This is a genomic window from Pseudomonas sp. AC211 (genome assembly GCF_979258055.1).
Genome location: NZ_OZ409830.1, coordinates 2,545,799 through 2,572,096, shown reverse-complemented (window position 1 = coordinate 2,572,096; position 26,298 = coordinate 2,545,799). Strand labels below are relative to the sequence as shown.

The 26,298-nt window shown below is 58.9% G+C and carries 14 protein-coding genes, 1 tRNA gene and 11 pseudogenes; 9 read left to right on the top strand and 17 right to left on the bottom strand.

What is annotated here, in order from left to right:
* Positions 1-99: 99 nt before the first annotated feature.
* Entirely contained in the window at positions 100-447 is a 348-nt protein-coding gene (locus ACZZZP_RS12065; protein WP_122495675.1) for a YggL family protein, read from the top strand.
* Positions 448-700: 253 nt separating this feature from the next.
* On the opposite strand, the pseudogene ACZZZP_RS12060 reads toward ACZZZP_RS12065, so the two are convergent.
* The 7 genes and pseudogenes from ACZZZP_RS12060 to ACZZZP_RS12030 all read right to left on the bottom strand — a co-directional run bounded on the left by ACZZZP_RS12060 (position 701) and on the right by ACZZZP_RS12030 (position 8,737).
* Positions 701-3,657, bottom strand: a pseudogene (locus ACZZZP_RS12060) (HD domain-containing phosphohydrolase).
* 142 nt (positions 3,658-3,799) lie between these two features.
* A pseudogene (locus ACZZZP_RS12055) lies at positions 3,800-4,897 on the bottom strand (FUSC family protein).
* Between the two features lie 34 nt (positions 4,898-4,931).
* Positions 4,932-6,263, bottom strand: coding sequence for a deoxyguanosinetriphosphate triphosphohydrolase (locus tag ACZZZP_RS12050; RefSeq protein ID WP_463536552.1), 1,332 nt, complete (start codon positions 6,261-6,263; stop codon positions 4,932-4,934).
* Between the two features lie 158 nt (positions 6,264-6,421).
* Positions 6,422-7,585, bottom strand: a pseudogene (locus ACZZZP_RS12045) (EAL domain-containing protein).
* A 117-nt stretch (positions 7,586-7,702) separates the two neighbouring features.
* Positions 7,703-8,026 carry a hypothetical protein gene (locus ACZZZP_RS12040; RefSeq protein ID WP_463536551.1) on the bottom strand — a complete coding sequence of 108 codons (324 nt, stop codon included), beginning with the start codon at positions 8,024-8,026 and terminating at the stop codon, positions 7,703-7,705.
* Positions 8,023-8,420: pseudogene (locus ACZZZP_RS12035) on the bottom strand (phage holin family protein). Before ACZZZP_RS12035 ends, ACZZZP_RS12040 begins: the two are co-directional and overlap by 4 nt.
* A 2-nt stretch (positions 8,421-8,422) precedes the next feature.
* Complete coding sequence (locus ACZZZP_RS12030) at positions 8,423-8,737, bottom strand: DUF883 family protein (protein ID WP_122495688.1); 315 nt, start codon at positions 8,735-8,737, stop codon at positions 8,423-8,425.
* Positions 8,738-9,123: 386 nt separating this feature from the next.
* Here ACZZZP_RS12030 and ACZZZP_RS12025 point away from each other — a divergent pair, with 386 nt between their 5' ends.
* The gene (locus ACZZZP_RS12025; protein WP_463536550.1) at positions 9,124-10,332 is read left to right on the top strand and encodes an ammonium transporter; all 1,209 of its coding nucleotides are present in this window, start codon (positions 9,124-9,126) and stop codon (positions 10,330-10,332) included.
* 186 nt (positions 10,333-10,518) lie between these two features.
* Here the strand turns inward: ACZZZP_RS12025 and ACZZZP_RS12020 are convergent, their stop codons facing one another.
* The 3 genes and pseudogenes from ACZZZP_RS12020 to ACZZZP_RS12010 form a co-directional block, all read right to left on the bottom strand.
* Positions 10,519-11,133, bottom strand: a complete 615-nt coding sequence (locus ACZZZP_RS12020) for a hypothetical protein (RefSeq protein ID WP_108097644.1) — start codon at positions 11,131-11,133, stop codon at positions 10,519-10,521.
* Positions 11,134-11,140: 7 nt separating this feature from the next.
* Positions 11,141-11,728 (bottom strand): annotated as a pseudogene (locus tag ACZZZP_RS12015) (methyl-accepting chemotaxis protein); the annotation flags it as partial.
* 318 nt (positions 11,729-12,046) lie between these two features.
* Positions 12,047-12,684: pseudogene (locus ACZZZP_RS12010) on the bottom strand (cache domain-containing protein); the annotation flags it as partial.
* Positions 12,685-13,070: 386 nt separating this feature from the next.
* On the opposite strand from ACZZZP_RS12010, the pseudogene ACZZZP_RS12005 reads away from it, so the two are divergent.
* The 5 genes and pseudogenes from ACZZZP_RS12005 to ACZZZP_RS11985 form a co-directional block, all read left to right on the top strand.
* Positions 13,071-13,892, top strand: a pseudogene (locus tag ACZZZP_RS12005) (undecaprenyl-diphosphate phosphatase); the annotation flags it as partial.
* Between the two features lie 12 nt (positions 13,893-13,904).
* A pseudogene (locus ACZZZP_RS12000) lies at positions 13,905-14,732 on the top strand (AraC family transcriptional regulator).
* A 92-nt stretch (positions 14,733-14,824) separates the two neighbouring features.
* A pseudogene (locus ACZZZP_RS11995) lies at positions 14,825-16,228 on the top strand (NAD(P)/FAD-dependent oxidoreductase); the annotation flags it as partial.
* A 170-nt stretch (positions 16,229-16,398) separates the two neighbouring features.
* Positions 16,399-16,744: pseudogene (locus ACZZZP_RS11990) on the top strand (cupin domain-containing protein).
* A gap of 42 nt (positions 16,745-16,786) precedes the next feature.
* Positions 16,787-17,860, top strand: a complete 1,074-nt coding sequence (locus ACZZZP_RS11985; RefSeq protein ID WP_122495702.1) for a polyamine ABC transporter substrate-binding protein — start codon at positions 16,787-16,789, stop codon at positions 17,858-17,860.
* A 99-nt stretch (positions 17,861-17,959) separates the two neighbouring features.
* On the opposite strand, the pseudogene ACZZZP_RS11980 reads toward ACZZZP_RS11985, so the two are convergent.
* From ACZZZP_RS11980 to ACZZZP_RS11970, 3 genes and pseudogenes are all read right to left on the bottom strand, one after another.
* Positions 17,960-18,932 (bottom strand): annotated as a pseudogene (locus tag ACZZZP_RS11980) (magnesium and cobalt transport protein CorA).
* Positions 18,933-19,168: 236 nt separating this feature from the next.
* Positions 19,169-19,921: a 1-acylglycerol-3-phosphate O-acyltransferase gene (locus ACZZZP_RS11975; protein ID WP_463382863.1), complete on the bottom strand. Its 753-nt coding sequence runs from the start codon at positions 19,919-19,921 to the stop codon at positions 19,169-19,171.
* Positions 19,922-20,085: 164 nt separating this feature from the next.
* On the bottom strand, positions 20,086-20,775 hold the full coding sequence (locus ACZZZP_RS11970; protein WP_463382862.1) for a crotonase/enoyl-CoA hydratase family protein: 690 nt from the start codon (positions 20,773-20,775) through the stop codon (positions 20,086-20,088).
* Between the two features lie 246 nt (positions 20,776-21,021).
* On the opposite strand from ACZZZP_RS11970, the gene ACZZZP_RS11965 reads away from it, so the two are divergent.
* Positions 21,022-21,111 (top strand) — tRNA-Ser (locus ACZZZP_RS11965).
* A gap of 199 nt (positions 21,112-21,310) precedes the next feature.
* The gene (locus ACZZZP_RS11960; protein WP_463536549.1) at positions 21,311-21,619 is read left to right on the top strand and encodes a hypothetical protein; all 309 of its coding nucleotides are present in this window, start codon (positions 21,311-21,313) and stop codon (positions 21,617-21,619) included.
* Between the two features lie 671 nt (positions 21,620-22,290).
* On the opposite strand, the gene egtD is transcribed toward ACZZZP_RS11960, so the two are convergent.
* The 4 genes from egtD to ACZZZP_RS11940 form a co-directional block, all read right to left on the bottom strand.
* The gene (gene egtD, locus ACZZZP_RS11955; protein ID WP_463536951.1) at positions 22,291-23,103 is read right to left on the bottom strand and encodes an L-histidine N(alpha)-methyltransferase; all 813 of its coding nucleotides are present in this window, start codon (positions 23,101-23,103) and stop codon (positions 22,291-22,293) included.
* A complete protein-coding gene (gene egtB, locus ACZZZP_RS11950; protein ID WP_463536548.1) occupies positions 23,052-24,416 on the bottom strand; it encodes an ergothioneine biosynthesis protein EgtB in 1,365 nt (454 codons plus the stop codon). Before egtB ends, egtD begins: the two co-directional genes overlap by 52 nt.
* 659 nt (positions 24,417-25,075) lie before the next feature.
* A complete protein-coding gene (locus tag ACZZZP_RS11945; protein ID WP_463382860.1) occupies positions 25,076-25,534 on the bottom strand; it encodes a response regulator in 459 nt (152 codons plus the stop codon).
* A gap of 128 nt (positions 25,535-25,662) precedes the next feature.
* Entirely contained in the window at positions 25,663-26,289 is a 627-nt protein-coding gene (locus tag ACZZZP_RS11940; protein WP_122495738.1) for a response regulator transcription factor, read from the bottom strand.
* Positions 26,290-26,298: the final 9 nt, after the last annotated feature.

Sequence of the window (26,298 nt, the reverse complement as noted above, 5' to 3'; positions counted from 1 at the left end):
AATTTTGTCCGCTGCATTACGGGCGCCCGGCAGAGAGTCGGGCACGGCGCAGCCTTTGCTGGTAAAGTGCCGCGCGTTATCACTTTTGAGGATTGTTCCATGGCTACTAACCGTTCCCGCCGCCTGCGCAAAAAACTCTGCGTAGATGAATTCCAGGAGCTCGGCTTCGAGCTGAACCTGAACCTCAAGGCGGACCTGAGCGAAGCGGACATCGACGCTTTCCTCGACGAATTCCTGCGTGTGGCCATGAAAGACAACGGCCTGGGCTATGTTGGCGGCGAAGACTACGGTCTGGTTTGCCTGGCCAAACGCGGTTCGGTCAGCGAGGAACAACGCGCCGCCGTTGAAGCCTGGCTCAAGGGCCGCAGTGAAGTCACCGACTACACAGCCAGCCCGTTGATCGACGTCTGGTACCCAGAGACCGAAATCAACGCTGAACACGCCTAAGCCGTTACGGTTTAAGCAGATGTAAAACAAAGGGGCCTACGGGCCCCTTTGTTGTTTTCGCTGATTCGCATTGGCGACTCACGGACTGCTTTCATTGTGGGAGCGACTTTAGTCGCGATTTCCTGAAAACGCTGATCCCGCCAGCGCTTTTGTAGGAGCGAGCTTGCCTGCGAAGGAGGCAAACGCGGATCGCCCCGCATCGTCGTTTGCAGGGTTCGCCAGCAAGCTGGCTCCTAGCAGGTTGCGGCGGCGCTCACGCTACCTTTGCCAGCAACGCCTCCACATCCACGTCATCGATCTGCTCAGGCTGCAAAAAGCGCTGGGCGTATTCCAGGTGCAAACCGCTGCGGACGAACAGGGCGAACAGGTCTTTGTCGATGTGCGCGCCGTTGGCCATGCCGACCATGATGCCCAGGGCCTGCGACAAGGTTTTGCCGCGTTTGTATGGGCGGTCCACGGCCGTCAGCGCTTCGAAAATATCGGCAATTGCCATCATCCGCGCCGGCAGGCTCATGTCGTCGCGGCGCAGGCGTTTGGGGTAGCCGGTGCCGTCCATTTTTTCGTGGTGTCCGCCGGCGATTTCGGTGACGTTGGCCAGGTGCGGCGGGAACGGCAAATGGCTGAGCATCATGATGGTCTGCACCATGTGGTTGTTGATGATGTAACGCTCTTCAGCCGTCAGCGTGCCGCGCGCGATGCCAAGGTTGTACAGTTCGCCGCGATTGAATTTGTAGGTGGGCTCGTTAAGTTTGAAGCCCCACGGGTTGTCCACCGGCACGCTGTCTTTGGGCCCGCGCTCGAACAGGTGCTCGGGTTTGTCGGCCAGCAAGGGTTCGCTGATTGGCAGGACGGGTGCTGGGGTGCGGCTCTGGCGCTGATTTTCTTCCCACGACACGCCCAGGCGGTCGTCCAGGGTGCGCGTCCAGGTGCGCATACCGATCTGTGCCAGGCGCTCCAGGTCCGCCTCGGCCATCGCTTCACCGCCCAGGTTGCAGCGCGCGACAAAGGCGAATTCGTCGTCCAGCGCGGCGAGCAGGTCATCGCGCAATGCCGCCAGTTGCGCTTCATCGCCGCCACCGGCCACGCCTTGCCAATAGCTGATCCAGGCGTCGCGTTTGAGCACTTCGAAGCGCGTGCGAATTTCGTGGATGCGGTCGTAAAGGGTTTCCAGTTTGGTGGCTTTATCCACCACGTATTCGGGCGTGGTGACTTTGCCGCAGTCGTGCAGCCAGGCGGCGATGTGCAGCTCTTCCCACTGCTCGTCGGTGGGTTGGTAGGCGGCAAAGGCTGGCTCGTCGCTGTTGGCGGCAGCGCGGGCGAGCATCAGTGTCAGCTCCGGCACGCGTTGGCAGTGGCCGCCGGTGTACGGGCTCTTGGCGTCGATGGCGCCGGCAATCAACTGAATAAACGCATTCAGCAGTTTTTTCTGACTTTCCAACAGGCGCTGACTTTCGATGCACAGCGCCGCTACGCCGAGACACCGCTTCGACAAAGGCAATGCGCTCGGGCCGCAGCATGGCTTGATCGTCGACGTGGCCGGTGTCGCGCTGCAACAGCACCAATACGCCGAGCGTCTGGCCTTGGCGGTTGTGCAAACCCGTGGCGGCCAGGTGCAGCCGTGGGCTGTCCAGTTTCAGGAAGATGTCGCGCAACGCGCCGGCCTGATCGAAGCTCTAGGCTGCGCGTGCTACTGGCGCCGCCGTTGGCCGGGCCGTCGAGCCAATCGGGTAGGTCGTCGGCGGCGGCCGGGTAGCTGGCCAGATGAAAGGGCTCCAGCTCGCGGGTCTGTTTGTCCAGGATCAGACCCTTGGCCTCTAGGCTGCCGGTGTCGGCATCGATCAGATAAATCAGCCCGCCTTGGGCGCCGCTGATTTCTACGGTTTCTTCCAACACGCGTGCCAGCAGCGTATCGAAGCGAGTTTCGGCGGACAGGCTGGAGGCGATGTTCAGAAAGCTGGCGATGGTTTCTTTCATGCGCGCCATTGAGGTGGCGAGTTGGTCGATTTCCAGAATCGGCGAATGGCCGCTGCTGGGTTGGCTGAAGTCGAAGCGGCGGATGGCTTCGGCTTCGCGCACCAGGTCGCGCAGTGGGCGAATGATCAGCCGCGAGCTGAGCCAGCCCAACGGCAGGCACAGCAGCAAAATGGCCAGCGTCACCAGCGCGCCTTGCCAGCGAATACGGTAGGCATCGGCGAGCAATTCGTCTTTGGGCACCACCAACGCCAGCTCCAAGCCTTGCGGCCCGCCTTCGATCAAATGGCTGCGCGAGACCACCCAGTCGCGCTGGTCCAGGCGGATGCCGCGTAAGGCTACGTTTGGGTCGCGGTCCAGCAGGGCGGCCAGCACCGGATTCAGGTCGCGGGCTTTGGCCAACTGGGCTTTTTCGCTTTGCACAATCAGGCGGCTGCTGTCGGGGTAAGCGATGGCATTGCCGTTGCCGTCGTACAGCACCACTTCGGTGGAGGGCGTGATTTTGTGTTTGGCCAGCGTGGCGGACAAATCATCCAGCGTCAGGTCCGCGGCAATCACCGCATGTTCGCCCGTGGCACGGGCCAGGGTGGTGCCGACATTGCCGGTGGAGAAAAACACATAAGGCGCCGTGGTGATCTGCTCTTTGCGGCTCAACGCACTGGCAAACCAGCTGCGGTTGCGGGGGTCGTAGCGTTCTTTGAGATTCTGCCGGCGGCTGATCAGGTTCAGTTCGGCATCGTAGTAGGCCGATTCCGACTGCGCCGATTCGGTTTGCGCGGATTCGCCCACGCGATCGATGGACCACACCTGGTACGCGGCGTTTTGCGGCGCGTCGAATTTGTCCTTCAAGGCTTGCGTGCGCAGCGGGCGCACCATGAAGAAATCGCCGTCGTCGTAGCCGAGAAATAGCGAGGCCAGTTTCGGGTTGTCGCGCAGCGCTTGTGCAAACGAGGGCAGCAGCGCCATGCGCTGATAGTGGTCGGTGCCGTGGTTTTGCTCTTGCAGGGCAAGCAGGCTGAGGAGGTGGCGAATCGGCTGGTAGGTATTGAGCAGGTCGTGCTGGACGTCTTCCTGAATCCGACTGAACAACTCGGCGCTGCTGGAGTAGATGATTTGCGTGGTTTGCCGGTAGTTGAAAAGGCCCAGCACGATGCCGGTGATCAGCAGTAAAAAGGTAAACAGCACACTGATGTGCACGTGCAGCGAGTAGCGGCGTTCCACGCGGCGGGACTTGCTCATTGCGCATCACTCCTTGAACAGCGCAGAGGGAAATCTTTTGCTCCGATTGTTCGCGGGTATCGCTGCGCTCAACCCCGTACCGAAGCAAGAGGCAAGCATAGTGAACGGATGGCTTTTCTGCCGGGGCAAAAGCGTGCGTGCGTCACTCTTGCGAAGAGGGCGTGACGGTAACGGGCGCAGGCTCCGGCTGGTTGCTCTGACGGCGGTTGAGGTATTGGTTCAGGTAATGCCGAACCCAATGCATCAGCAACGCCACAGACAGGGCGATTGCCACGCCGGTCAAGGTGTTGAGCACCCGCACCTGACCCAAGTGCCAGTCATGGGAAAGGCTTTCAGTGAGCAGCAGGAAACACAGCGTGGTTTGCAGCACGAACAGCCCGTAGTGATGGGCCTGAAAGGCACGACTCATGGCGATTAAGGGCAGCATCACCGCCACCATCACCGGCGGGCTTTGCAGGCTGTGGCCAAAGTAAATCAGCAGCGACGCGGCGCAAAAACTGGCCAGGCTCGCCTGCAGCGCGCGCACCAGGCTGCCCTGGAATTCGAGCTGCAAGGTGGCGATAACGGTAATGGTCAGCCAGTAGCCGCGCGGCAGGTCGGCCAGTTCAACGGTCAGGCCGGCCAGGGCGAACGCCAGGGTGCAACTGAAGGCGTGCAGCAGCCATTGACGGCGCGGTTGACGTTTGGCGTGGCGGCGCAGCACTTTCAAGATGCCGACCAGACGCGGCATCCGCGGCCACATGCGCAGGCCGTGCACCGCCACGCAGGGCGAAGGCCAGCAAGGTCACCCAAAGGCCGCCAAGAATAAACAGCATGCCGACGGCGTAGGGATTGGTCAGGTTGCCGACCCCGTGCTGGCCTTGGCCCAGGCACAGGCAGATGGCCAAACCGATGCCAAGCTTGCCGGCCTCGGCGCCGAAGCGTTGCAGCCAGGCCAGCAAAAAGCCGAACAGGGCAAACAAGCCGAGGCTGATCAAGGGATGATCCGCGCCCCAAAACCCCAGGCCGGCACTCCACGCCCCGAGGCCGATCAGCAGCAACATGCGCAACATGCCAAAGCGGTGCAGCGGGTTGGCCTTGGCCGCTTGGAAAGCCCCCACGGCAGCCCACAGAAAACCAGGGTGACCGCTGAACAATCCAAGAATCAGCGGCAACGCGCAGCCGAGCATCGCCACCATGGCGGGCCCCAGGCGGGCGGGCCGGATTGCCAACTGAACAGTTGCCGCAAGAGCGTGGGCATAAGCGTTTCTATTCCAGAGCGTTCAACATTCCCATTACACCGGGCTGGAGCGCCCGGTCATTTCCGCTGCCATTTCGGTGGCGTAGCTGTCGGTCATGCCGGCGATGAAGTCGATCATGCGCAGGAACGAGCGATGCAGCGTCCAGTCCGCCTTGGGCGCGTTGTAACCCAGCAGGTCGAGAATGCGTTGGTTTTTAAACGACAGGCTTTCGCCGCTGTGCAGTTCGAGGGCCGCACCGCAGAAATTGTTCAGCAGAATTTCCAACGTGGTGTACGCGCCGATCTCGTGCAGGGTTTTGCGCTTGTCCTGGAAGATTTTCTCCCGCGCCATGTTTTTCGCCCCGAGCACGCAGCGCTTGGCGGCGCCGTGCATGTGTTCCACCAAGTCGCCGTGCAACGTGCCGGCGAGCAGGGCGTCTTGCTGCTCGACGAAAGCCTGGGCGGCGGCGTTGGTCAGGTGTTCGATGGCCTTACCGCGCAGAATCGCCAGCTTGCGCCGCTGCGAGTCATGCGGGCCGAGCAGGCGATAGGTTTCCGGCAGGTCGTCGCCGACCAGGCCAAGCAACACCGATTCCACTTCGGGGTAATCAAGCAGCTCCATTTCCAGGCCATCTTCCAGGTCGATCAGGCCGTAGCAAATGTCGTCGGCCGCTTCCATCAGATACACCAGCGGATGGCGCGCCCAACGTTCGTGTTCCAGCTGCGGCAAGCCGAGCTTGGCGGCGATTTGCTCCAGCAACGGCAACTCGCTGCGGTAGCAACCGAACTTGTGCTTTTTGTAGCCAAGCGCTTCGGCGTGCGTCGAGGTCCAAGGGTATTTGAGGTAGGTGCCGAGGGTGGCGTAAGTCAGCCGAGTGCCGCCGTCAAACTGGTGGTATTCCAGCTGCGTGAGCACACGAAAACCTTGGGCGTTGCCTTCGAAATGCAGGAAGTCCTGGCGCTCCACCTCGCTCATGCCATCAAGCCAGCCACGCCCAGCGGCCTGTTGGAACCAGTGCCGAATAGCATCTTCACCGGAGTGGCCGTACGGCGGATTGCCGATGTCGTGGGCCAGGCACGCCGACTGCACGATCATGCCCAGGTCGTTCGGTTCGCACCAATCCGGCAGGGCATCGCGCAGCATTTCACCCACGCGCATACCCAGCGAACGGCCCACGCAGCTGACTTCCAGTGAGTGGGTCAGGCGGGTGTGTATGTGGTCGTTGCTCGACACGGGGTGCACCTGGGTTTTGTGGCCCAGCCGGCGAAAGGCGCCGGAGAAGATGATGCGGTCGTGGTCTTTGTGAAAGGGGCTGCGACCCAACTCGGTGGCGCTGTAAGTGGGTTTGCCGAGTCGTTCGCGGTTGAGCAGTGTGTGCCAGTCCAAGGCCTGTCCTCGCCGTTCAGTGGCTGATGGCGCCTAGCTTCCCGGTTCCGGGGTTGGCTGCAAGGGTGATTGCGGTCTTGAATTGAAGAGCTCGAGGCTGAAGCCTCTCCTACAGGGGCATCAAGTTTTACTGTGGGAGAGGCTTTAGCCTCGAGCTTTTACAAACCCGCCACATCAATATCCAACAGCAACAACCGTTGCCCGTTGTCGATAAATTGCCCGGCGGTGAGGCAGTACTGGTTGCTCGTAGCGTCGCGGTAGGTGGATGAAAGAATCAGCCGACGTTCATCCCAGCCTTCGGCCAGCAATTGATAGAAGTAAGGGCGCCATGACCAGTTATGTCCGAGGTAGCGTCCGTCTTCGCGCCAGCCAGTGCCGGTCCATTCCAGGTTCGGCGTGAGCTGGGTGCCGTTGGGGTCGCATTGGTAAACCCGCAGCAGCCAGGGGTAGTCGGTGGGTGCGGGCAGGGCGCTCAAGGGGGCGTCGGCTTCGGCCCAGGTCTTGAAGCTGTTCATCAAGCCGCTGAGCTGCTGACGCAGGGAAACCAGGCGCGCGCGCTCCGACAGTTTATTGCGCACATAACGGTTGCGCAGCTCGGCGAAGCGCTCGACGAAGGCGTCGGCGGGAAAGAACTCACGCTCGGGTTTGGCGAACAGGTAACCCTGCACATAGCGCGACCCGCATTCCGAGGGCGAAGTCCAGTTCGGCTTCGGTTTCCACGCCTTCGGCGATGATCCAGCAGCCGGTTTTTTCCGCCATTTGCGCTAGGGCTTTGACCACTTCACTGCTCGGTCCGCCGCGCGCGGCTTCCTGGAACAGGCGCATGTCGAGCTTGAGAATGTCGGGCTGCAAGGCGAGCACGCGGTCGAGCTGCGAGTAGCCAGCGCCGAAGTCGTCGATGGCAATACGTGCGCCCGCTTCGCGGTAGCGCGCCACCACTTCCGGCAAGCGCAACTGCCGCCGCCGAGCTCAGTAATTTCAAAGACGATGCGCTCGGGAGAGACGCCGTATTTTTCCAGTTGCTTCAAGCTGGGCAACGGTTGGTTCGGGCGCAGGCGGCCAATCCAGCGCGGCGAAATATTAATGCTGAGAAACCAGTCAGCCGGGGCGCCATGGAAGCGCTGCAGGGCGTCGGCACGAATTTCACGGTCGAGGCGGCGCAGGGCGGCCATGGGGAATTTGGGGTCAGCGAATAAAGGCCCTACCGACGCCAGGCGGCCGTCGTCTTGCTGCAGGCGGCCCAGCGCTTCGATACCGGCGATACGCCCGGTGGCGGTATCTATAAACGGCTGGAAGCAGGCAAGCGGTTGCCCGTCGATCACAGTCACATCCTTAGTAGCGGTTGGCAGTTCAGCCCGCACACGGCAAGGCGATGAACAGCGCCGTTGCTGTTCATCACGTTGCGTTTGCAAGAAAGTGGCCAGTTGTAGGACAGCGCCCTACATGGGCCGGATTAGACCTGTTTGCGGTTCTTCAGCGCAACGGCAACCAGCGGATAAAGGCCCAGGCCGATTTTCAGCCAACGGCTGAGTTTTTTTGCTTTTGCCGCCGAAAAAGCCCAGCAACGAAACCCCGGCCATGCCCCACAACGGCGCACGGCTGGTGCTGAGGCTGCTTTGCCAACTGCTCGCCGTACCGCGCATTTTGCGCAGCGGGTGCAGCAGTTGCTGGGTTTCGTGGCGCAGTTCGTGGCGGTGCATTTCCATGCGCAAACGAACCAGCTGTTTGCGCAATTCCTGGCGGGTAGGTTTGGCAGGATTCATGGCATCAGGCGCTCACGGTCACGGGCCAGCTCTTCGAGCGTGGCGCTGAAAGGGACGATTCGTCGGTGACTGCCGCGCGCAGGCGCAAACCACAAAACAGCGCTGCCAAGGCGTAGAACGCACACAAACCGATAATGCCCGTGAGACGGTAGCTGTCCCACACCAGAATCAGCACCAGCGCCGACAACCCCAGCAATAGCAGCAGGGCGAAAACCAGGGCCAAGCCGGCGAACAACAGCATGTTCAGGCTGCGGCTTTTTTGCTCTTGCAGCTCAATGCCGAATAGTTCGACGTGGCTGTGCAACAAGCCCAAAAACGCCGCGCCCAGTCGCTTGGGCGATGGGCCGACGCCTTGCAGCGGAGGTGGGGGTAGGGATTCCATTCCGTCACTCATGATCAGCGACGGGTAGCCAGCAGGCCAAGCAGGAAGCCGATGCCAGCGCTGATGCCGACGGCCTGCCAAGGGTTTTGCTGAACGTAGGCTTCGGTCGAAGCCAAGGCTTCTTCAGCACGCTCACGCACGGTGTACTCGGTGAGTTGCAGGGTGTCGCGGGCGCGCTTGAGGCTGTCGTGAATGCTCAAGCGCAATTCGTCTGCTTCGGCGCCGGCCAGGCTGGCGGTGTGTTCGAGCAGCTTCTCGGTGTCTGCGATCAGGGCTTGGAATTCGGCGACAAGCTCTTCCTGAGCACGTTCATTGGCCTTGCTAACCATAGTGGTTCTCCGTGGTGGGGTCGGTGAGTGTAGGTCTTTGGGTTTCGAGTTGCCGCTCCGATGGATGGTTCCATCTAATAACGGCCGCCGCGCGCTCGCTGGCCGGCCGATGCAGCTGGTATAGCGCTTGCATTGTGCTGGTGCGCAACGCCCAGCAATTGCGCCGTAATCGCGCATTTTCTGCGTTAACCCAGGTGGCAACAGTGTTGCTCAACCGAATGAAAAATAAAGAAAAGAACTGATCGCTCACGTTATCTGCCCGTTTCCCTGGTTCTAAATCGGTTCGCTCGCTTGAGCAGAACTGGTGCGCTGTGGCGTCATCATGGTGCGTGCGGGTGGTGCGTTGAGCCGCTTTGTGCTTTTTCGCTGCCGGAGTCGCTTCATCGATGGAAAACCTTAACAGCGCCGTGCAAACCCTGATCCACGGTTCCAACACGGTCTTCATTCTGCTCGGCGCCGTCATGGTGCTGGCCATGCATGCCGGTTTCGCGTTTCTGGAAGTTGGCACAGTCCGGCAAAAGAACCAAGTGAACGCCTTGTCGAAGATCATCTCCGACTTCGCCATGTCGGCGCTGGCCTACTTCTTCGTTGGCTACTGGGTGGCATATGGCGTGACCTTCCTGGTGCCGACAGCTGAGCTGACTGCCGACCACGGCTACGCCTTGGTGAAGTTCTTTTTCCTGTTGACCTTCGCCGCCGCCATTCCAGCGATCATTTCCGGCGGCATTGCCGAGCGCGCCAAGTTCGGCCCGCAGCTGTGCGCGACCTTGCTGATTGTGGCGTTTATTTACCCGTTCTTCGAAGGGCTGATCTGGAACGGCAACTTCGGCTTCCAGGCCTGGCTGGCCGAGCGCTTTGGCGCCAGCTTCCACGACTTCGCAGGCTCGGTGGTGGTTCACGCCATGGGCGGCTGGCTGGCGCTTGGCGCCGTGCTGTTGCTGGGCAGCCGTAACGGGCGCTATCGCGACGGCAAGCTGGTGGCATTCGCGCCGTCCAACATTCCGTTTCTGGCTCTGGGCTCGTGGATTCTTATCGTCGGCTGGTTCGGCTTTAACGTCATGAGCGCGCAAACCATGGAGGGCGTCAGCGGCCTGGTGGCGGTCAATTCGCTGATGGCCATGGTCGGCGGCACCGTGGCGGCGCTGTTTGTCGGCCGCAATGACCCAGGCTTCCTGCACAACGGCCCGCTTGCCGGGCTGGTGGCGATCTGCGCGGGTTCCGACCTGATGCACCCGGTGGGCGCGCTGGTGACCGGCTTGGTGGCCGGGGCTTTGTTCGTTTGGGCGTTTACCGCCACCCAAGCGAAGTGGCGCATCGACGACGTGCTCGGCGTCTGGCCGCTGCACGGTTTGTGCGGCGTGTGGGGCGGCATCGCCTGCGGCATTTTTGGTCAGCAGATGCTTGGCGGGCTGGGTGGTGTGAGCCTTATCAGCCAGCTAATTGGCACCGGGCTCGGCGTAGTGGTGGCGCTGCTGGGTGGCTTGCTGGTGTACGGCGTGTTGAAGGCCACCAGTGGGATTCGCTTGAATCAGGAAGACGAGTACTACGGGGCGGATTTGTCGATTCACAAGATTGGGGCGGTGAGTCAGGACTGAAAGACGCTTTTCGTTCGATTCTTCGGCCCTCGACTGGAACGAAGATCGTCGGCCGAGTCGAAATTTGACCCCGCCTTCGCGGGGGTGACGGTGACGGGTGTCGGGAGTTACGGGGGCGTCGGGGTTACGCAGGTGGCCGGGGTGACGGGCTCGGGCGCGTGGGGGCGCGGTTGTTGATCGTGCTCCTCAACACACCAAACTATCCGCCTGCCGATACAGCATCAGCATCTTGCGCGTGATGGTCTGGTGGATGTCGTCGCGCTCGAAGGTGGACAGGTGGGTGAGCTTGTTCACTTGCAAGCGGTGCAGGTGGATGTAGGGCATCTGCTGGTCAAACTCGCGCAGGTCGCCTTTCATCATGATCGGCAGGAACACATCGCCGAGCTTCTTTTGGCTGTTGATGATCTGCGCCAGCGCCGGTTTGAACGGCATGGTTTTCGGCGTGCTGCCGTCGTCTTTCATTTCCGTGCTCAGCAGCAGCCCCGGTTTGCCGACCAATACGCCGGGCAATACGCACAGCCCGGTTTTGCGCACGGCCGCCGCGTCGATGCCGTGCAGGGTGTCGTGGAACGCGTAGGCGTTGGGCAGTACCACCATTTTGCGCCCCAGGTCGGTGGGGAAGTGCAGGGTGTAGTTGGTGTAGAGCTGGCGCACCGATTCGGAATACACGCAGAAGCGGTTCTCGAACAGCCGGATAAAACGCTCGGCCAGCTCACGCCGGGCCATGCTTTCCATATCCCAGATCAGGTCCTGGTTTTCCGGCTGTTGGAGGTTGATCTCCTGGTGTTCCATGCTGGTCATGCAGTCCTCATACGCGGAATTGGCGCAGTAGCCGGTTCAACTCATCGGCCAGTTGATTCAGGTGCTGGCTGGCGCTGCTCGATTGCTCGGCGGCCATTGCCGTGTTGTGGGCCAGGCTGGCGGCGTCGGTGACGTTCTGATTGATGTCTTCAACCACATGCGCCTGTTGCAACGTAGCACTGGCGATCGAGGCGTTCAGGCTGGTCAGGTTGCGTAACGACTGGCTGATCTGGTTAAGGCTTTCCCCGGCCTGGCGCGCTTGGTCGACGGTCAGTTGCGAGGCTTTGCTGCTTTCGTTGATGACGTTTACCGCCGCCTGCGAGTTGCTTTGCAGGCGCTCGATCATCCCTTGGATTTCGGCCGTCGACTTCTGCGTGCGTTGGGCCAGTAAGCGAACTTCATCGGCAACTACCGCGAACCCCCGACCCTGTTCACCGGCCCGCGCGGCTTCGATGGCGGCGTTAAGGGCGAGCAGGTTGGTTTGTTCGGCGATGGAGCGTATCACTTCCAGAACGCCGCCGATCTGGGTTGTTTCCTGGGCTAAGGACTGGATCACTTCCACGGCTTCATTAATGGTGCCGGAGAGTTTGTTCACCTGTTGCAGGCTGCGCTCGATGTTGGCCTGGCCTTGCTGGGCATTGGCCTCGGCGCCTTGCACTTCGCCGGAAGCTTGCTCGGCATTCTTGGCCACATCCTGCACGCCATAGGTGACCTCGTTGATGGCGGTGGCCACTTGTTCCATTTGCATGGCTTGTTGTTGCGCATCTTGTTGCGATTGCGTGGCGACGCTGCCCAGGGTGTCGGCGGACTGGTTGAGTGCCGTCGCGGCTTGCAGCATTTGGCTGATCACGGTGCGCAGTTTGTTGGTGAAGGTATTGAAGTGCTTGGCCAGGTCAGCCAGTTCGTCGTCGCCATCGCTGGTCAGCGAGCGGGTCAGGTCGCCTTCGCCGCTGGCGATGTTGGCCATGGCGCTGACCACTTCGTTGAGCGGTCGGGTAATGCTGCGGCTGATGTACAGCACCACCAGCGCCACGATGATGGCGATGCCCAAGCCCAGCATCGAGGCGCTCATGGCCTGTTCGCGGAATTCGGCCTGCATGTCGTCGCTGTACACGCCGGAACCGACAATCCAGTTCCACGGCTGGAACAGCTGCACATAGGAGATTTTCGGCACGGGCTCACTGGCGCCGGCTTCGGCCAACGGTATTCGACCATGCCCGAGCCTTTGGCCTTGGCGATGGCGACCATCTCGTTGAAGAGGAATTTGCCGTCGGGGTCTTTCAGGGCGCTGAGGTCTTGCCCTTCGAGTTTCGGGTTGGTGGGATGCATGATCATTTTCGGACCCAGATCATTGATCCAGAAATAATCATCTTTGGCGTAGCGCAAGCCACGCACGGCTTCCATCGCCTGTTTCTGCGCCTGCTCGCGCGTCAGCGTGCCGGCGGTTTCCAGGCCGTAAAAATAAGTCAGTACGCCGGTGGCACTTTGCACAACATGTTGGGTCTTTTGAACCTTGGCCGAGTGCAGGTCGTGGTTGATCTGCTTGAGCATCAACAGGCCAAGGCCGACCAGCATGACCAACGCGACAGCGAGAATGAGCCAAAGCCGACGATGAATCGGTAGTTTGCGCAAGGTTTGCATGGTGCGGAACTCCAACCGTTTTTGTTGTTGTGCTGCCTTGAAAGTAGGCGCTGGTGATGGCTTTGCAACAGTACAGGGGAAATGTAGGTAAAGGCAGCAGCATCGGTAGGAGTTGTCTGCTACATTTCGGCGCCAAAGTGGCATTCCCAAGCGCTTGCAGGGCATTTTCAGTCGACAGGGCAGGGGGTTTGCCCGGGCGCTGACGCCTTTTGCTGGGGCGTGGTTTTTTCGTCCGACACTTTTTCGTCGACAACATTTTGAGGGCGGTGCGGGGCACTGCCGATGGGGGAAGCTGCATGGATCTTGGAGACGCTGCGCAGGCGTTGATTTTGGGGATTGTTGAGGGGCTTACCGAGTTCCTGCCGATTTCCAGTACCGGGCACCAGATTATCGTCGCCGACCTGCTGAATTTCGGCGGCGAACGGGCCATGGCGTTCAACATCATTATTCAGCTCGGCGCCATTTTGGCGGTGGTCTGGGAATTCCGTAAAAAGATCTTTGACGTGGTGCTGGGGCTGCCTAAAGACCGTCAGGCGCAGCGATTTACCGGCAACTTGCTGATTGCCTTCTTCCCGGCGGTGATCCTGGGCGTGATCTTCGCCGACCTGATTCACCACTATCTCTTCAACCCCATCACTGTGGCGGCCGCGCTGGTGATTGGCGGTGTGATCATGCTGTGGGCCGAGCGCCGCCAGCATGTGGTGCACGCCGAAACGGTCGATGAAATGACCTGGAAAGATGCCTTGAAGGTCGGCTTTGCCCAGTGCCTTGCGATGATTCCCGGCACCTCGCGGTCCGGCGCCACGATTATTGGCGGCCTGCTGTTCGGCCTCTCGCGCAAAACGGCTACTGAGTTTTCCTTCTTTCTGGCGATGCCGACCATGGTCGGCGCGGCGGTGTATTCGGGCTACAAGTACCGCGATCTGTTCCAGCAAAGTGATTTGCCGGTGTTTGCCATCGGCTTCGTCACCGCGTTTATCTTCGCCATGATCGCCGTGCGCGGCTTGTTGAAGTTCATCGCCAACCACAGCCATGCGCTGTTCGCCTGGTACCGCATTGCCTTCGGCTTGCTGATTCTGGCGACCTGGCAGTTCGGCCTGATCGACTGGACCGCGGCTCAGCCGTGGGCCATGGCGCGCAGCCCCAACTTCGCCGTATCGCCGACCGAGCGTTTCGACAGCCCGGAACAGACCGATATCACCCGCGACGTGGTGCTGCGCTATCACTATTGCTGGAAAACCGCGACCTCGACGGGGTGATGGCGCTGTATCACCCGGACGTCGAGTACCACGACTTCTTCCAAAACCGTGTGCTGGCACTGGCTGAGCTGCGCGACTACGTGCTCGCCACCATGCCGCGCGCGCCGGAAGAAGCGCTGGAGCACAGCGACCGCATTCGCGTAGACGGTGACACCGCCTTTATTCAGTACCGCATCACCTTGCGCGGCGGCGAAGGGCTGGTGTCGTTTCGCACCAGCGAGGCATTAACGGTGCGCGACGGCTTGATTTGGCAGGTGAACGAATACGCCTCGCTGATGCACGAAACCAGCGGCAGCGGTAATAAGGAGGCGGTGGACAATCGCCTGGCCATCAGCCGCCTGGGTTTGTCGGCGCGGCAGCTGGGGTTTCTAGCCGATGACTTGCAGCATTACTTCCAGCAGCATCAGCCGTATTTGGACCCCGACTTAAATTTGCAACACGTGGCCAGCGCCACCGGCTACAGCCGCAACCAGATTTCCTACTTGCTCAACCAAGTGCTGGGGCAGAGCTTCTACCGCTATGTAAACCACGCGCGTTTGCAGCATTTGCTGGCTGCTATCGACAACGCTGCCGGGCCGGTGCGCATCGACGACCTGGCGTTTGCCGCGGGTTTCAACTTCGCTGTCGGCGTTCTACAGCTGCTTCCGCCAGCACACCGGGCTCACGCCCAAGGCATACCTCAAACAGCGTGCCGGCTAACAAATTTCTTCGCGGGCCGCGCGCAAGACACGCCGCGAATCTAGCCTCTAGTCTCTGCGCCACTCGATGGCGAACAGTTTCTGGAGCGGTACATGAGCGCGTGGCGCAACGTAAGTCTGTGGATGGATCAGCTCGACGAGCCGCTGATTCCGCGAGCGCCATTAACCGGCACTGTCGAAGCGGACGTGGCCATTATCGGCGCCGGTTACACGGGCCTGTGGACCGCCTACTACTCAAACGCCAAGCGCCTGAACTGCGCATTGTGATGGTCGACGCCGAGATCTCCGGCTTCGGCGCGTCCGGGCGCAATGGCGGCTGGCTGATGGGCAACATCCTGGGCGAGGACCGCCTGTTGGCGGGATTGTCGCCGGCCGCTCGGCATGAGTCGCTCGACCTGCTGCACCACATTCCCGATGAAGTGGGCCAGGTGCTCGAACGTGAAGGCATCGACTGCGACTACCGCAAGGCCGGCATCCTTTACACCGCCGCCCGTTACCCAGAGCAAGAGACGTCGCTGCGGAGCCAACTGCGCGCCCTGCACGCTAACGGCACCACCGAAGCCGACTACCGCTGGCTGTCAGTCAACGAACTGAACCAGGAACTGCGCGTCGCCAAGCCTTACGGCGCCATCTTCACCCCCCATTGCGCGACCATTCAGCCGGCCAAACTGGTACGCGGCCTGGCCCGCACGGTTGAGCGCATGGGCGTACAGATATTTGAGCAAAGCCGCGTGAACCAGTGGCAGCCCGGCGTGGTGCGCACCGCGCAAGGCGAAGTGCGCGCGCAGTGGGTGGTGCCGGCGGTGGAAGGTTATTCCGTGACGTTGCCGCCGCTGGGCAACTATCAATTGCCGGTGCAAAGCCTGATCGTCGCCACCGCGCCACTGCCGGCCGCGACCTGGGCGGAAATCGGCCTGGATCGGGGTCAGGCCTTCAGCGAAGCCAGTCGTCAAGTCACCTACGGGCAACGCACCAAAGACGACCGGCTGGTACTCGGCGCCCGTGGCGGTTACCAATTTGGCGGCAAGCTGCGCCAGGACTCGAGCCTTACGCCAGGTGAAGTCGAGCTACGCCGCTACCTGTTCGGTGAACTGTTCCCGATGCTGAAGAAAGTGCCGATCACCCACTCGTGGGGCGGCAACCTGGGCATGTCGCGTCGCTTCCATCCGCACATGATCTGCGACCGCAAAAACCAGGTGGCGCCGGCCGGTGGCTACGGCGGCGAAGGCGTGGGCGCGAGCAACCTGGGCGGGCGCACCCTGGCGCAATTGATTCTCGGCGAAACCAGCGTTCTGGACTCGCCAGCCGTGGTGCAAGCTGGACAGCAGCATCAAACACGGCCTGCGCACCTGGGAACCTGAACCGTGCCGCTGGCTCGGCTACAACGCCATCATCCGCAGCTTCGTCCACGAAGACAAAGTGCTCGCCGACCCCGGCAGCGCACCCTGGCGCCGCCACTTCGCCCAAGGGCTGGCGGGGTTTGCGGAAGGGTTTATGAAATCAACGCCCTTCACCCCCCTCGCCCGCGTGCGGGAGAGGGGCCGGGGGAGAGGGCCAGGGCGTTACGCAACGTTTTGCCCGGCGCGAATCCGCTCCCTCTTCCCTAGCCCTCTCCCGCAAGCGGGAGAGGGGACTGATCACTGTTTAACCGAAGAATGAGTAAACCCATGACCATCACCCATTTCAAAAACACCCCCGCTGCCGTGCTCGAAGAATCCTTCCCGGTGGCCGTGCCCCTGAGCGAAGTCGTGGCTGTGGCGTCGACCACCTGCGTGGAGCGCGACGACGGCGTGGAAACCGGCATCTGGGAATGCACCCCTGGCGTGTGGCGCCGCCAGATCGTGCAGCAGGAGTTCTGCCACATCATCGCCGGCCGTTGCACCTTTACCCCGGACGGCGGTGAACCCATGGAAATCAGCGCCGGCGACGCGCTGATGATGCCGGCCAACACCGTTGGCGTCTGGGACATCAAAGAGACCGTACGAAAAAACCTACGTGCTTATTTTCAAATAAGCCGCACACGCTCCCTAAAAACAAAAATACCTGGATAACACCATGCTCAAGTTCATCGCTCCGCTCATGCTCGTGGCCTCGGTCAGTCAGGCTGCCGACACCGTCAAGATCTACAACTGGTCCGACTACATCGCGCCAGACACTTTGAAGAACTTCCAGGCCGCCACCGGCATCGCCTCGGTGTATGACGTGTACGACAGCAACGAAACCCTGGACGGCAAGTTGATGACCGGCAAATCCGGTTACGACGTGGTGTTTCCCTCCAACCACTTCATGGCCCGTCAGATTCAGGGCGGCGCGCTGAAAAAGCTCGACAAGAGCCAGTTGCCGAACTGGAGCAACCTCAACCCGGTGCTGCTCAAAGCATTGGAAACCAACGACCCGGGCAACCAATACGGCTTCCCGTACCTGTGGGGTAGCACTGGCATCGGTTACAACGTGGCCAAAGTGAAAGCGGTGCTGGGCGACGTGCCGCTCAATACCTGGGACCTGATTCTCAAGCCCGAGAACATGAAAAAGCTCAGCGAATGCGGCGTGGCGATTCTCGACAACGGCCCTGAAGTGCTGCCGATTACCCTGCATTACCTCGGCTTGCCCCATCACAGCAAAGACCCGGCCGACTACAAAAAGGCCGAAGCCACGCTGATGCAGATTCGCCCGTACGTGCGCTATTTCCACTCGTCCAAGTACGTTACCGATCTGGCCAACGGCGAGATTTGCGTGGCTGTCGGTTTCTCGGGCGACATCATGCAAGCCGCTAACCGTGCGAAAGAAGCCAAAAACGGCGTGGATATCGGCTACGTGATTCCGAAAGAGGGCGCGCCGATGTGGTTCGATATGGTCTCGATGCCAGCCGATGCGCCAGACGAGAAAGCCGCCTACGCCTTCATGAACTACTTGCTCGACCCGAAAGTGATGGCCCCGATCAGCGACTACGTGCGCTACGCCAACGGCAACGAAAAGGCCGATGCGTTGGTGAGCCCGGAGCTTAAAGCCGACACCAAGGTGTACCCGAGCGAAGACACGATGAAAACGATGTTTGCCCTGGAAGCCATGCCGCTGGCCACCGACCGCATCCGCACGCGGTTGTGGAACAAGATCAAATCGGGCAATTAATCCGCTACGCCTTGCGCGCAACGCGTAGGTAATGCCGAGGCTGAACCTTCTTCTTGCCGCGCCATAAGGGCGTTGAGAAGCCGGTTCAGCCTCGTTGTTTCAGAGCCAATCCATACGTTTGAAGTTGGCAAACAAACCGACGCAGCCCACGGTAATGACCGTCATCACCCCGGCGTAACCGTAGTGCCAGGTGAGTTCGGGCATGTATTGAAAGTTCATGCCGTACACGCCGGCAATCGCCGTGGGAAAGGCCAGAATCGCTGCCCAGGCGGCGAATTTTCGCTGGGTAATGCTCTGTCGGGATGACTCCAACAGCAGCCCGATCTCAATGGCGTGATCGGCCATTTCCCGCAGACCGGTGAGGTCTTCCATCAAGCGCTGCACATGAATCTGCACGTCACGAAAGTACGGGCGCATGTGCTTATCAATGAAGGGGAAGTCGAGCTGCTGCAGCTCGGTGCAGATTTCCACCATCGGCGCGATGTAACGGCGGATTCGCAACAAGCGGCGGCGCATGCGTTGGATGCGCTCGACATCCTCCTGGCTCAGCGGATTGCGCAGCACATGCTGTTCCATGTCTTCCAGCTTGGCGTTGAACTCTTCCAGACGCGGCCGGTAGTTCTCGATCACAAAACCAAGCAGGGCATACAGCACGAAATCTTCGCCATGCTCGAGCATTATTGGCTGCGCTTCACAGCGTTGTCTGACGCGAGCGTAGGACGGCGAATTGCCGTAGCGGCAGCTGATTACGTAGCCCTTGCCGGCGAACAGCTGGGTTTCGACGAACACCAGCTTGTCGTCTTCCATAACCGGCGAGTACAGCACCATAAACAGTGCATCGCCGAACGTTTCCAGCTTGGGTCGGGTGTGCTGAAGCAGGGCGTCTTCGATCGCCAATTCATGCAGGTTGAATTGCTTCTGCAGGTTCAGCAGCTCGGCGCTGCCCTGGATCGTGAAGCCCAATCCAAACAAAATGATCGGGCTTGGCCGCCCAGGCTTTGCCCTCGTCGAGCTTGATGTCGGTAACTTTTTTGCCTTGGGAATAAACCGCTGCTGCAACGACGCTTGTCATGGTTGTTATCCGTACGCTCCGGTTTTGAGTGGCGCTTTGCGCATGGCGCCAAGGGTAATGCATGGCGCGCATGGTGTATCGCTGACGTGTATCGCTGAGGCTATGACAAGCGCAGCGACGAGACGGCTCCGTGCAGAACCTGAATTTTTAAGCGCTTGAACGCGGCACCACCGTAAGCGAGCGTTAATAAAAAAGCCCCGCAGGGCGGGGCTTTTTTATTAACGAGCATCGGGCGCTTAAGGCAGCACAGGTTTGCTGGTGGCCAAGGCGGGCGCCGCTATCTCGCGATCCAGCTCGGCGATGGTCGTCTGCATCTGCTCATGGCACTGCTGCATGAGGGCGGGAATGTCGTCTGCCGTCATGCCTTTGGTGGAAATGCCTGGCAGCGAACGGATGGTTACGCAACCGCTGTTCCAACGATTGAGCTGCATGTGCGTGCTGTACGTGCTCACGCACACGGGAACAATCGGCACGCCAGCGGCGATCGCCATCTGGAACGCGCCTTTCTTGAACGGCAGCAGGCCGTTGCCCAAATTGCGTGTGCCTTCAGGGAAAACCCAGATGGACGTGTCTTTATGCTGAAGGGTCTCGGTGGTCGTCAGCATGGCGTGCTTGGCTTTGGCCGCGTTGCCACGGTCGATCAGCACGTTGCCGGCGAGCCAATACAACTGCCCGAAAAACGGCACCCACTTCAGACTCTTTTTACCAATGCTTACGGTGCGTTTGGGCACCACGGCGCCCAACACGAACAGATCGTAGTTGGACTGGTGGTTGGCAATGTAGACGCACGACGCCGACTGGTTGCGCAGCGCTTCGGTTTCAGCTTTGAGCTTGAGCCGCAGGATCCACAAGGCGGGGCGTGAATAGAGGCGAGCGCAGAGGCGACTGTTATCAGGGTTAAACGGACGGCACAGGCCAATCAAAATGCCCAACACGCCTGCCAGAACAAAGTGCAGACCCATGAGCAACATGCGCAGAAAGAAAAGCATTGAGACGCCCGTTTCGGAAGAGGTCGCGCAGTGTACGGATGTGCACTATTTTCAGCAATGACCGTTCGTTGGGCGTTTTGTTACAAGCTGCAAGCCAGGCGTTACGGGGCTTTGCGCCATAAAAAAGCCCGGCTCGATGGCCGGGCTCGTTTGCACGATTGTGGTTAAACCGCGTGCTTCTTGTCTTCTTCAATCGCCCAGTCCAGGGTTTCCAGCAACGCTTTGCGAACCTTGAGCTTGGTGTTCTTGTGCGCCTTCATATTGATTTTCTTCAACTGCTGCGCGGCGGCAACCGCGGTTGCCATCAACTGCTCGGCGGGGACCACGGTATCAAGGAAGCCGGCATCCACTGCCGTTTGCGGATTGAACATCTCGCCATTGATAACCGAACGGTGGAACGCCGACTTGCGCACACGATCACGCGCCAGCTCGATACCCACGTGGTGCATGGTCATGCCGATTTGCACTTCGTTCAGACCAATGCTGAACGGTCCCTCTACGCCGATGCGGTAATCGGCAGACAACAAAATGAACGCACCCTTGGCCACAGCATGACCGCCACACGCCACGATGATCGGGAACGGATGCGACAACATGCGGCGGGCGAGGGTAGAACCGGCGGCGACCAGGTTAATGGCGTTCTCTGGACCGGACGTCATCACCTTCAAATCGTACCCACCCGACAAAATGCCCGGCTGGCCCGTGATAATCACCACCGCGCGGTCTTGCTCAGCCCGATCCAGCGCCGCGTTGAACGCCGCGATCACATCGGGAGAAATGGCATTGACCTTGCCATTGCTCAGCGTCAGGGTGGCAATTCCGTCATCGAGTTGGTAACTGATCAGATCGCTCATGGCACAAATCCTTGCTCGGGCAGCTATATAAGGTGGGCAGACGTTACCGAGGCGCAGACGGCAGGTAAAGCGCTAAGGCTGACCGTACGGTCGCGCTGGACTTCTATGGAACCGACGCACTTGAGCTGCATTCTTCGAACAGCACCTTCGCTTAACCGCATGAATCCGTTAAAAAAACTTTGCCTTTAGCGAACGCTTCGGCTAGATTAGCGCGCCTTCGACAGACCTAACCCGTCGTCGAGACACGGTGAAGTGTCCGAGTGGCTTAAGGAGCACGCCTGGAAAGTGTGGATACGAGAAATCGTATCGAGAGTTCGAATCTCTCCTTCACCGCCATATTGAAACGCCTAAGGCCCTGAAAACTGAGAAGTTTTCGGGGCTTTTTTGCTTTTAGAAGATTGCGGGTGTCGAGCGACGTCGGAACGTGGGTTTCTCTCTATCGATGGCCGATAATATTGGTTAGGAAATGACCATCCCCCGGGAAAATGCGCTAGCGCGCCGTTGGGCTGCGTGAACAGAAAAGGATGTCAGACGCGTGCAATGGACCGTTCGTTATGTGTTTATCTGGATACCCAGTGCCCTGTTTCTTGGGTGGTGGAAACTTAGCCTTTACCTCTATCACTATTTCGGGTGTCAAGGCGGCAAGGGGGCACCGCAACCATGTATGTGGGGGGATCTTGATATCAAGAGCTGGCTCGCCGGTTATTTTTTTGGATATGTATTTTTTTGGATTTCTATTCCGCTTGCTGTGTATGTCTCATTTCAAATGTGGCTTAGATCTTGTGGCGCAGCGCAGCATATTAAAGCTAAAAACGTTAGTTGGTGTGGTGCTCATGCCAATTAACTGCATCGGCTGGTTAGTTCGTTTGCCCAAAATGAATATCTAACGGCCAGTATCGGCCCTGGTTCAGGGGTGAATAATATGCGCGCTATTAATATTGTACTTATCAGCTTGGTCGGGGCGTTCGCACTGCTACTGCTCTGTGTCGCGCTCCCTACGCTTGGGAGCCGTCCCAGCGTCCACTGGGGCACTCAATGTAGGGGTCTATGCAACAGTGCTTTTTACAAGCCTTCCATGTGTCACTTGAGTTGATAACGCCAGCTAACGCCGTTAATTCGAACATGGTTATTCTGGCAACCTATATACCGGTAGTGGTTTTAAGTGCGGTAAGCGGCGCGTTCTGGGGTGTTGTTGGTCACGTCATGGACACTGAAGGCGTCGCCTTTATCGTACAACTACCGTCGGCGATTCCGTCGCTGGCAACATTTTATTCGTTAACTCTAATTATTATCTTCGTCTGTTTTGTCTATGTTTTATCGCAAACAAAGTTATTGCGGCCACGAGCGAGCGTTACAGCACGTAGTGGCTAGCCCATTGGCGAATTGGTAGCGGGTAGTCGATAGAAGTGCGCGTGACCAAGCGACAGCGTGAGCGCGCTTTCGTCAAATGCTCAACAACATAGAAAATCAAAAAGCCCCGCAGCTATTAAGTTGCAGGGCTTTTTCCGTATGCGCTCAGCCCTGTAGTACGAAGATGCCCACCTGCGGCGCAGGGCTTAACCATTGCCGTTCTAAGGTCCAACCTGCGGATTCAGCCAAGCGCGCTACCGAGTCCGGGGTGTACTTGTGCGAGCACTCGGTGTGTAAGCGCTCACCTTCGGCAAAGTGGAATGTTTCGCCTGCAGCGTAAACGTCTTGGTCCTGCGTGCTTACTAGGAACATCTCCATGCAGCTTTGCTGGGGGTTCCATTGCGCCAGATGAAGGAATTGTTCCAGTTCAAAATTGCCGTCCAGCTCGCGATTGATGCGGGCCAGCAGGTTTTTGTTGAATTGAGCGGTGATGCCGTCGGCGTCGTCGTACGCCGCTTCGAGTGTGGCGATGTCTTTGAGCATATCCAGACCGAGGATCAGCCGTGCGCCTTCACCCAAAAAACGCCGCACGTTGCGTAGGAAATCTACGGAGTCGCGCTTGCAAAAGTTGCCGAGCGTGGATCCCGGGAAAAATCCTACTCGAGGACGTGTTCGTGCGGCGGCGGGCAAATCTTTTAGATGGCAGAAATCGCCAATTTCAGGGGCGACCCACAGCGCTGGATAGGCATGCTGAAGTTGTTCCGTTGCTTTGTGCAACGCCGACGCGCTGATATCCAGTGGAATGTATACGTCGAGCTGTGGCGAGGCCTCGAGCAGCAGCCGTGTTTTAACGCTGGCACCGCTGCCAAATTCGATCAACGCGGCTCCATCGGGAATGAAGGTGGATAGCTCGTGAGCGATGTCTTTTAACAGGGCGGTTTCTGCGCGAGTGGGGTAATACTCCCGCGTCTGGCAGATCGCCTCGAATAATTCCGAGCCGACGGCATCATAAAAATACTTGGGCGCCAGGTTTTTGATTCTGCAGAAAATCCTACGCGCACGTCTTTGGCGAAGTCACTGCTGTGTTGATGCTCGTCAGCCTCGGTTTGGTTTTGATGCGACGACAGGTCGCGGGCTAAGCGCAAACCAGAAAACATCCAGCGTTGGCCCGGGTAGAAAAAGTTTCGGTAGCTGAGGCGCGAATGCCCGGGAGGTGTTGCGCAGGCGCCGCCTCGAAGCACCAATTGGCTCACCATAAATTTTCCGTTGTATTCGCCTACGGTACTCGCCGCCGGTCTAAAACCGGGGTAGGGCGTATACGCGCTCTGGGTCCATTGCCAGGCGCAATCATCGATTTGCTCCAGTAGCCCTGAGCGAGCGGCGATCTCCCACTCCGTTTCGGTTGGAAGTCGAGCATTCGCCCAACTGGCGTAGGCGCAAGCTTCGAAATAACTGATGTGCATCACCGGGGCGTCGAGACAAATCTTTTGCGCGCCCGCCAGGGTCATCTGCTGCCAATCGCCTTCGAGTCGCTGCCAGTACAGTGGGGCTTGCCAGCTTTCAGCCTGAACCTTGCTCCAACCATCGGCGAGCCAGAATTCGGCTCGGGCATAGCCGTCATCAGCCATAAAGGCGAGCCACTCGCGGTTGGTCACCAGTCGATCGGAGATTTCGAAGGGTTGAAGCCACGTGGCGTGGCGCGGGTTTTCATTATCGAAAGAGAACTCGTCGCCAATGTGGCCGAGTTCGACCATGCCGCCGGCCATTAGCTGAAACTGGCCGGGGCGGTCATTTTGTGGCGTGCGCCACTCTTCGCTGTAAGCAGGTTTCAAGGGCGACAGGCTGAAAAGATGGAGAATATCCATCAACAGCAACTCTTGATGCTGCTGTTCATGTGCGAGGCCCAATTCAAACAGGCCCGTTAACTCGGCCGGCGCAGGTTCTCCCATTAGCGCTTGGATGTGCTCATCTACGTAGTCACGGTAGCGGCGAATTTCCGTCATAGCCGGTCGCGTTAACACGCCACGCTGGGGGCGTGGTTGCCGTGGGCCGAGGGACTCGTAATAGGAGTTGAAAAGGTAAGCGTAAGCGGGGTCGAAAGGTTTGTATCCGGGTCGATGAACCATTAACACGAAGGTTTCGAAGAACCAAGTCGTGTGCGCTAGATGCCATTTGGCGGGGCTGGCATCGGGCATGGATTGCGCGACCATGTCCTCATCGGTGAGTGTTGCGACTAACGATTCGCTGTGCCGGCGAACCTTCAAATAACGCTGAAGCAGGGGGCTTGTCATTCTTATTCCTCTCGCAGCGCCAGCGGCGAGGAACCGTGTTGCGCTGCTCAGCGGGGCTAGGCGGAGATAGCCAGGAACTCTCGCCTAATATCAGGTTATAGGTCTGATACATAAGGTTCTAAAAAAGTTCTAGCCAGGACGCGCTGATCGCCGAGCGGCAAGCCACTCGGCGGGAGGAGGGATAGCGGAGGGCGGCCAGCGTTTTGCTCGACCGGTTACTTATTGTCAGTCTTTCGCTCAGGTTCGGTGCCGGGTTCGTTTGGAGAACTCTTTAAAACGCTATGAGGGGGCGTCTTCTATCCCGGTTCCGTCTGTGCCTGGCCGTGGAGCGCTGTCACGGCCCTCGACATCGGTCGCAGGTCCGTTGCTGTCACTCTTGCCGGTACCCGGAGTGGGTAATGTTGGAGGTGTAGGGTTTGTCGGGCCTGGAGTGGAGCTCGGGCCAGTACTATCGATAGCATCAGCCGCTAGGCTGCTAGGACCGATCATTAGCAATCCAGGCATCAAGAGCAAAGCGTAGGCGAGCCTATTCATCGTAAATTCCCTTATCGAAGGTGTCAGGAATTGGGCCTGTGTTACGTTCAGGCGTTCTGAAAAATGGATAAGCGGTCTGAGTGGGTTCGTCCAACATCGAACCAGGGTGGCCGGGGCGGCAGACGCTAGGGTTCCACTAAATTCACTTTGGCGAGTGACTCGGCGGTGCGGTACGCAATTTTTACCTTCGTGTGCTGTAAGGACCTAATCGGCACCATGCTGAACCCTGCGGTGGCTCCTGAAAGTATTTTTAGAAATTCTGCGCTGGTGCACTGGCGGGGTACCAGCGCAGCCGCTCCCGCGCTGATAAAAGCTTGAGTAGACCGATAGGAGTCGCGGGAGGTGCATATGAGCACCTTGATCTCGTTGGAGAGGCGGGATATTTCCAGGATGGTTTCTGTCTGGCGTGATACCGAGCAACGGAACCCAAGGATCACCACGTCCGGCGAATGTAGCGCGCATTTCGCTGCTGTCTCCTCCAAACTCAGCGCTTCGCCGCAGACATGTAACCCAGAAACCTCGCAGATTTTTTGAAAATGTTTCCGTACCGTAATTCGGTCGCTAGCTAATAAAATACTGAGCATGCGCTTCCTGCGCTCCCTTAACCATCTAAGTAATTAGTGAGATTAAGGTTAGCCCAGTCGAACCGATGCAGGAGGGTTCCGAAGCGCAAGAGGCCGAAGTAATTTGGAAAGCGTCTAAATTTCGCTAATTAACCCAATCCATTGCGTTTAGCGAAGTCTACGAGAGCAACTAAGTTGAAAGCGTTGAGCTTAAGTTGAAGGCGAGTTTTGTAAGTGCTGATCGTCTTGTTGCTTAGGAGCAGAGAGTCACCAATCTCTTTGTTCGATTTCCCTTGGGCGAGCATTTGCAACACCATTATTTCGCGGTCTGACAGACTGTTAAGCATTGATTGCTCGCTGCTATCAGTAATAGTGGGGTTGACGGTGCTGAGAATGTCAGTAGGGAAAAAGCTATATCCGGAGAGGGCCGCCCAAACGGCGCGCTGCAGTTCCTCAAGATTGTCGCCTTTCGTTACAAAACCTGCCGCCCCGGCTTTCATACAACGAAACGCCAATAAGTCGGCCGGCTGTGAGGTTAAGATAAGCACCCGCGGCCTTGGTTTTAATGTACTGATTCGGGCTAGAACTTCCAATCCGTCGATTTTTGGGATGCCGATATCCAAAATAATCAAGTCAGGCCGCTGAGTGCGGATCACGGTCAAAGCGTCTACACCATTATCCGTCTCGCCTAGTAATGTATGGCCTTCGCGCTCTAATAAAAGCCTGACAGCCATCCGCACTACGGGGTGGTCGTCGACGATGAGTACTTTTCCCATTGTATTTCC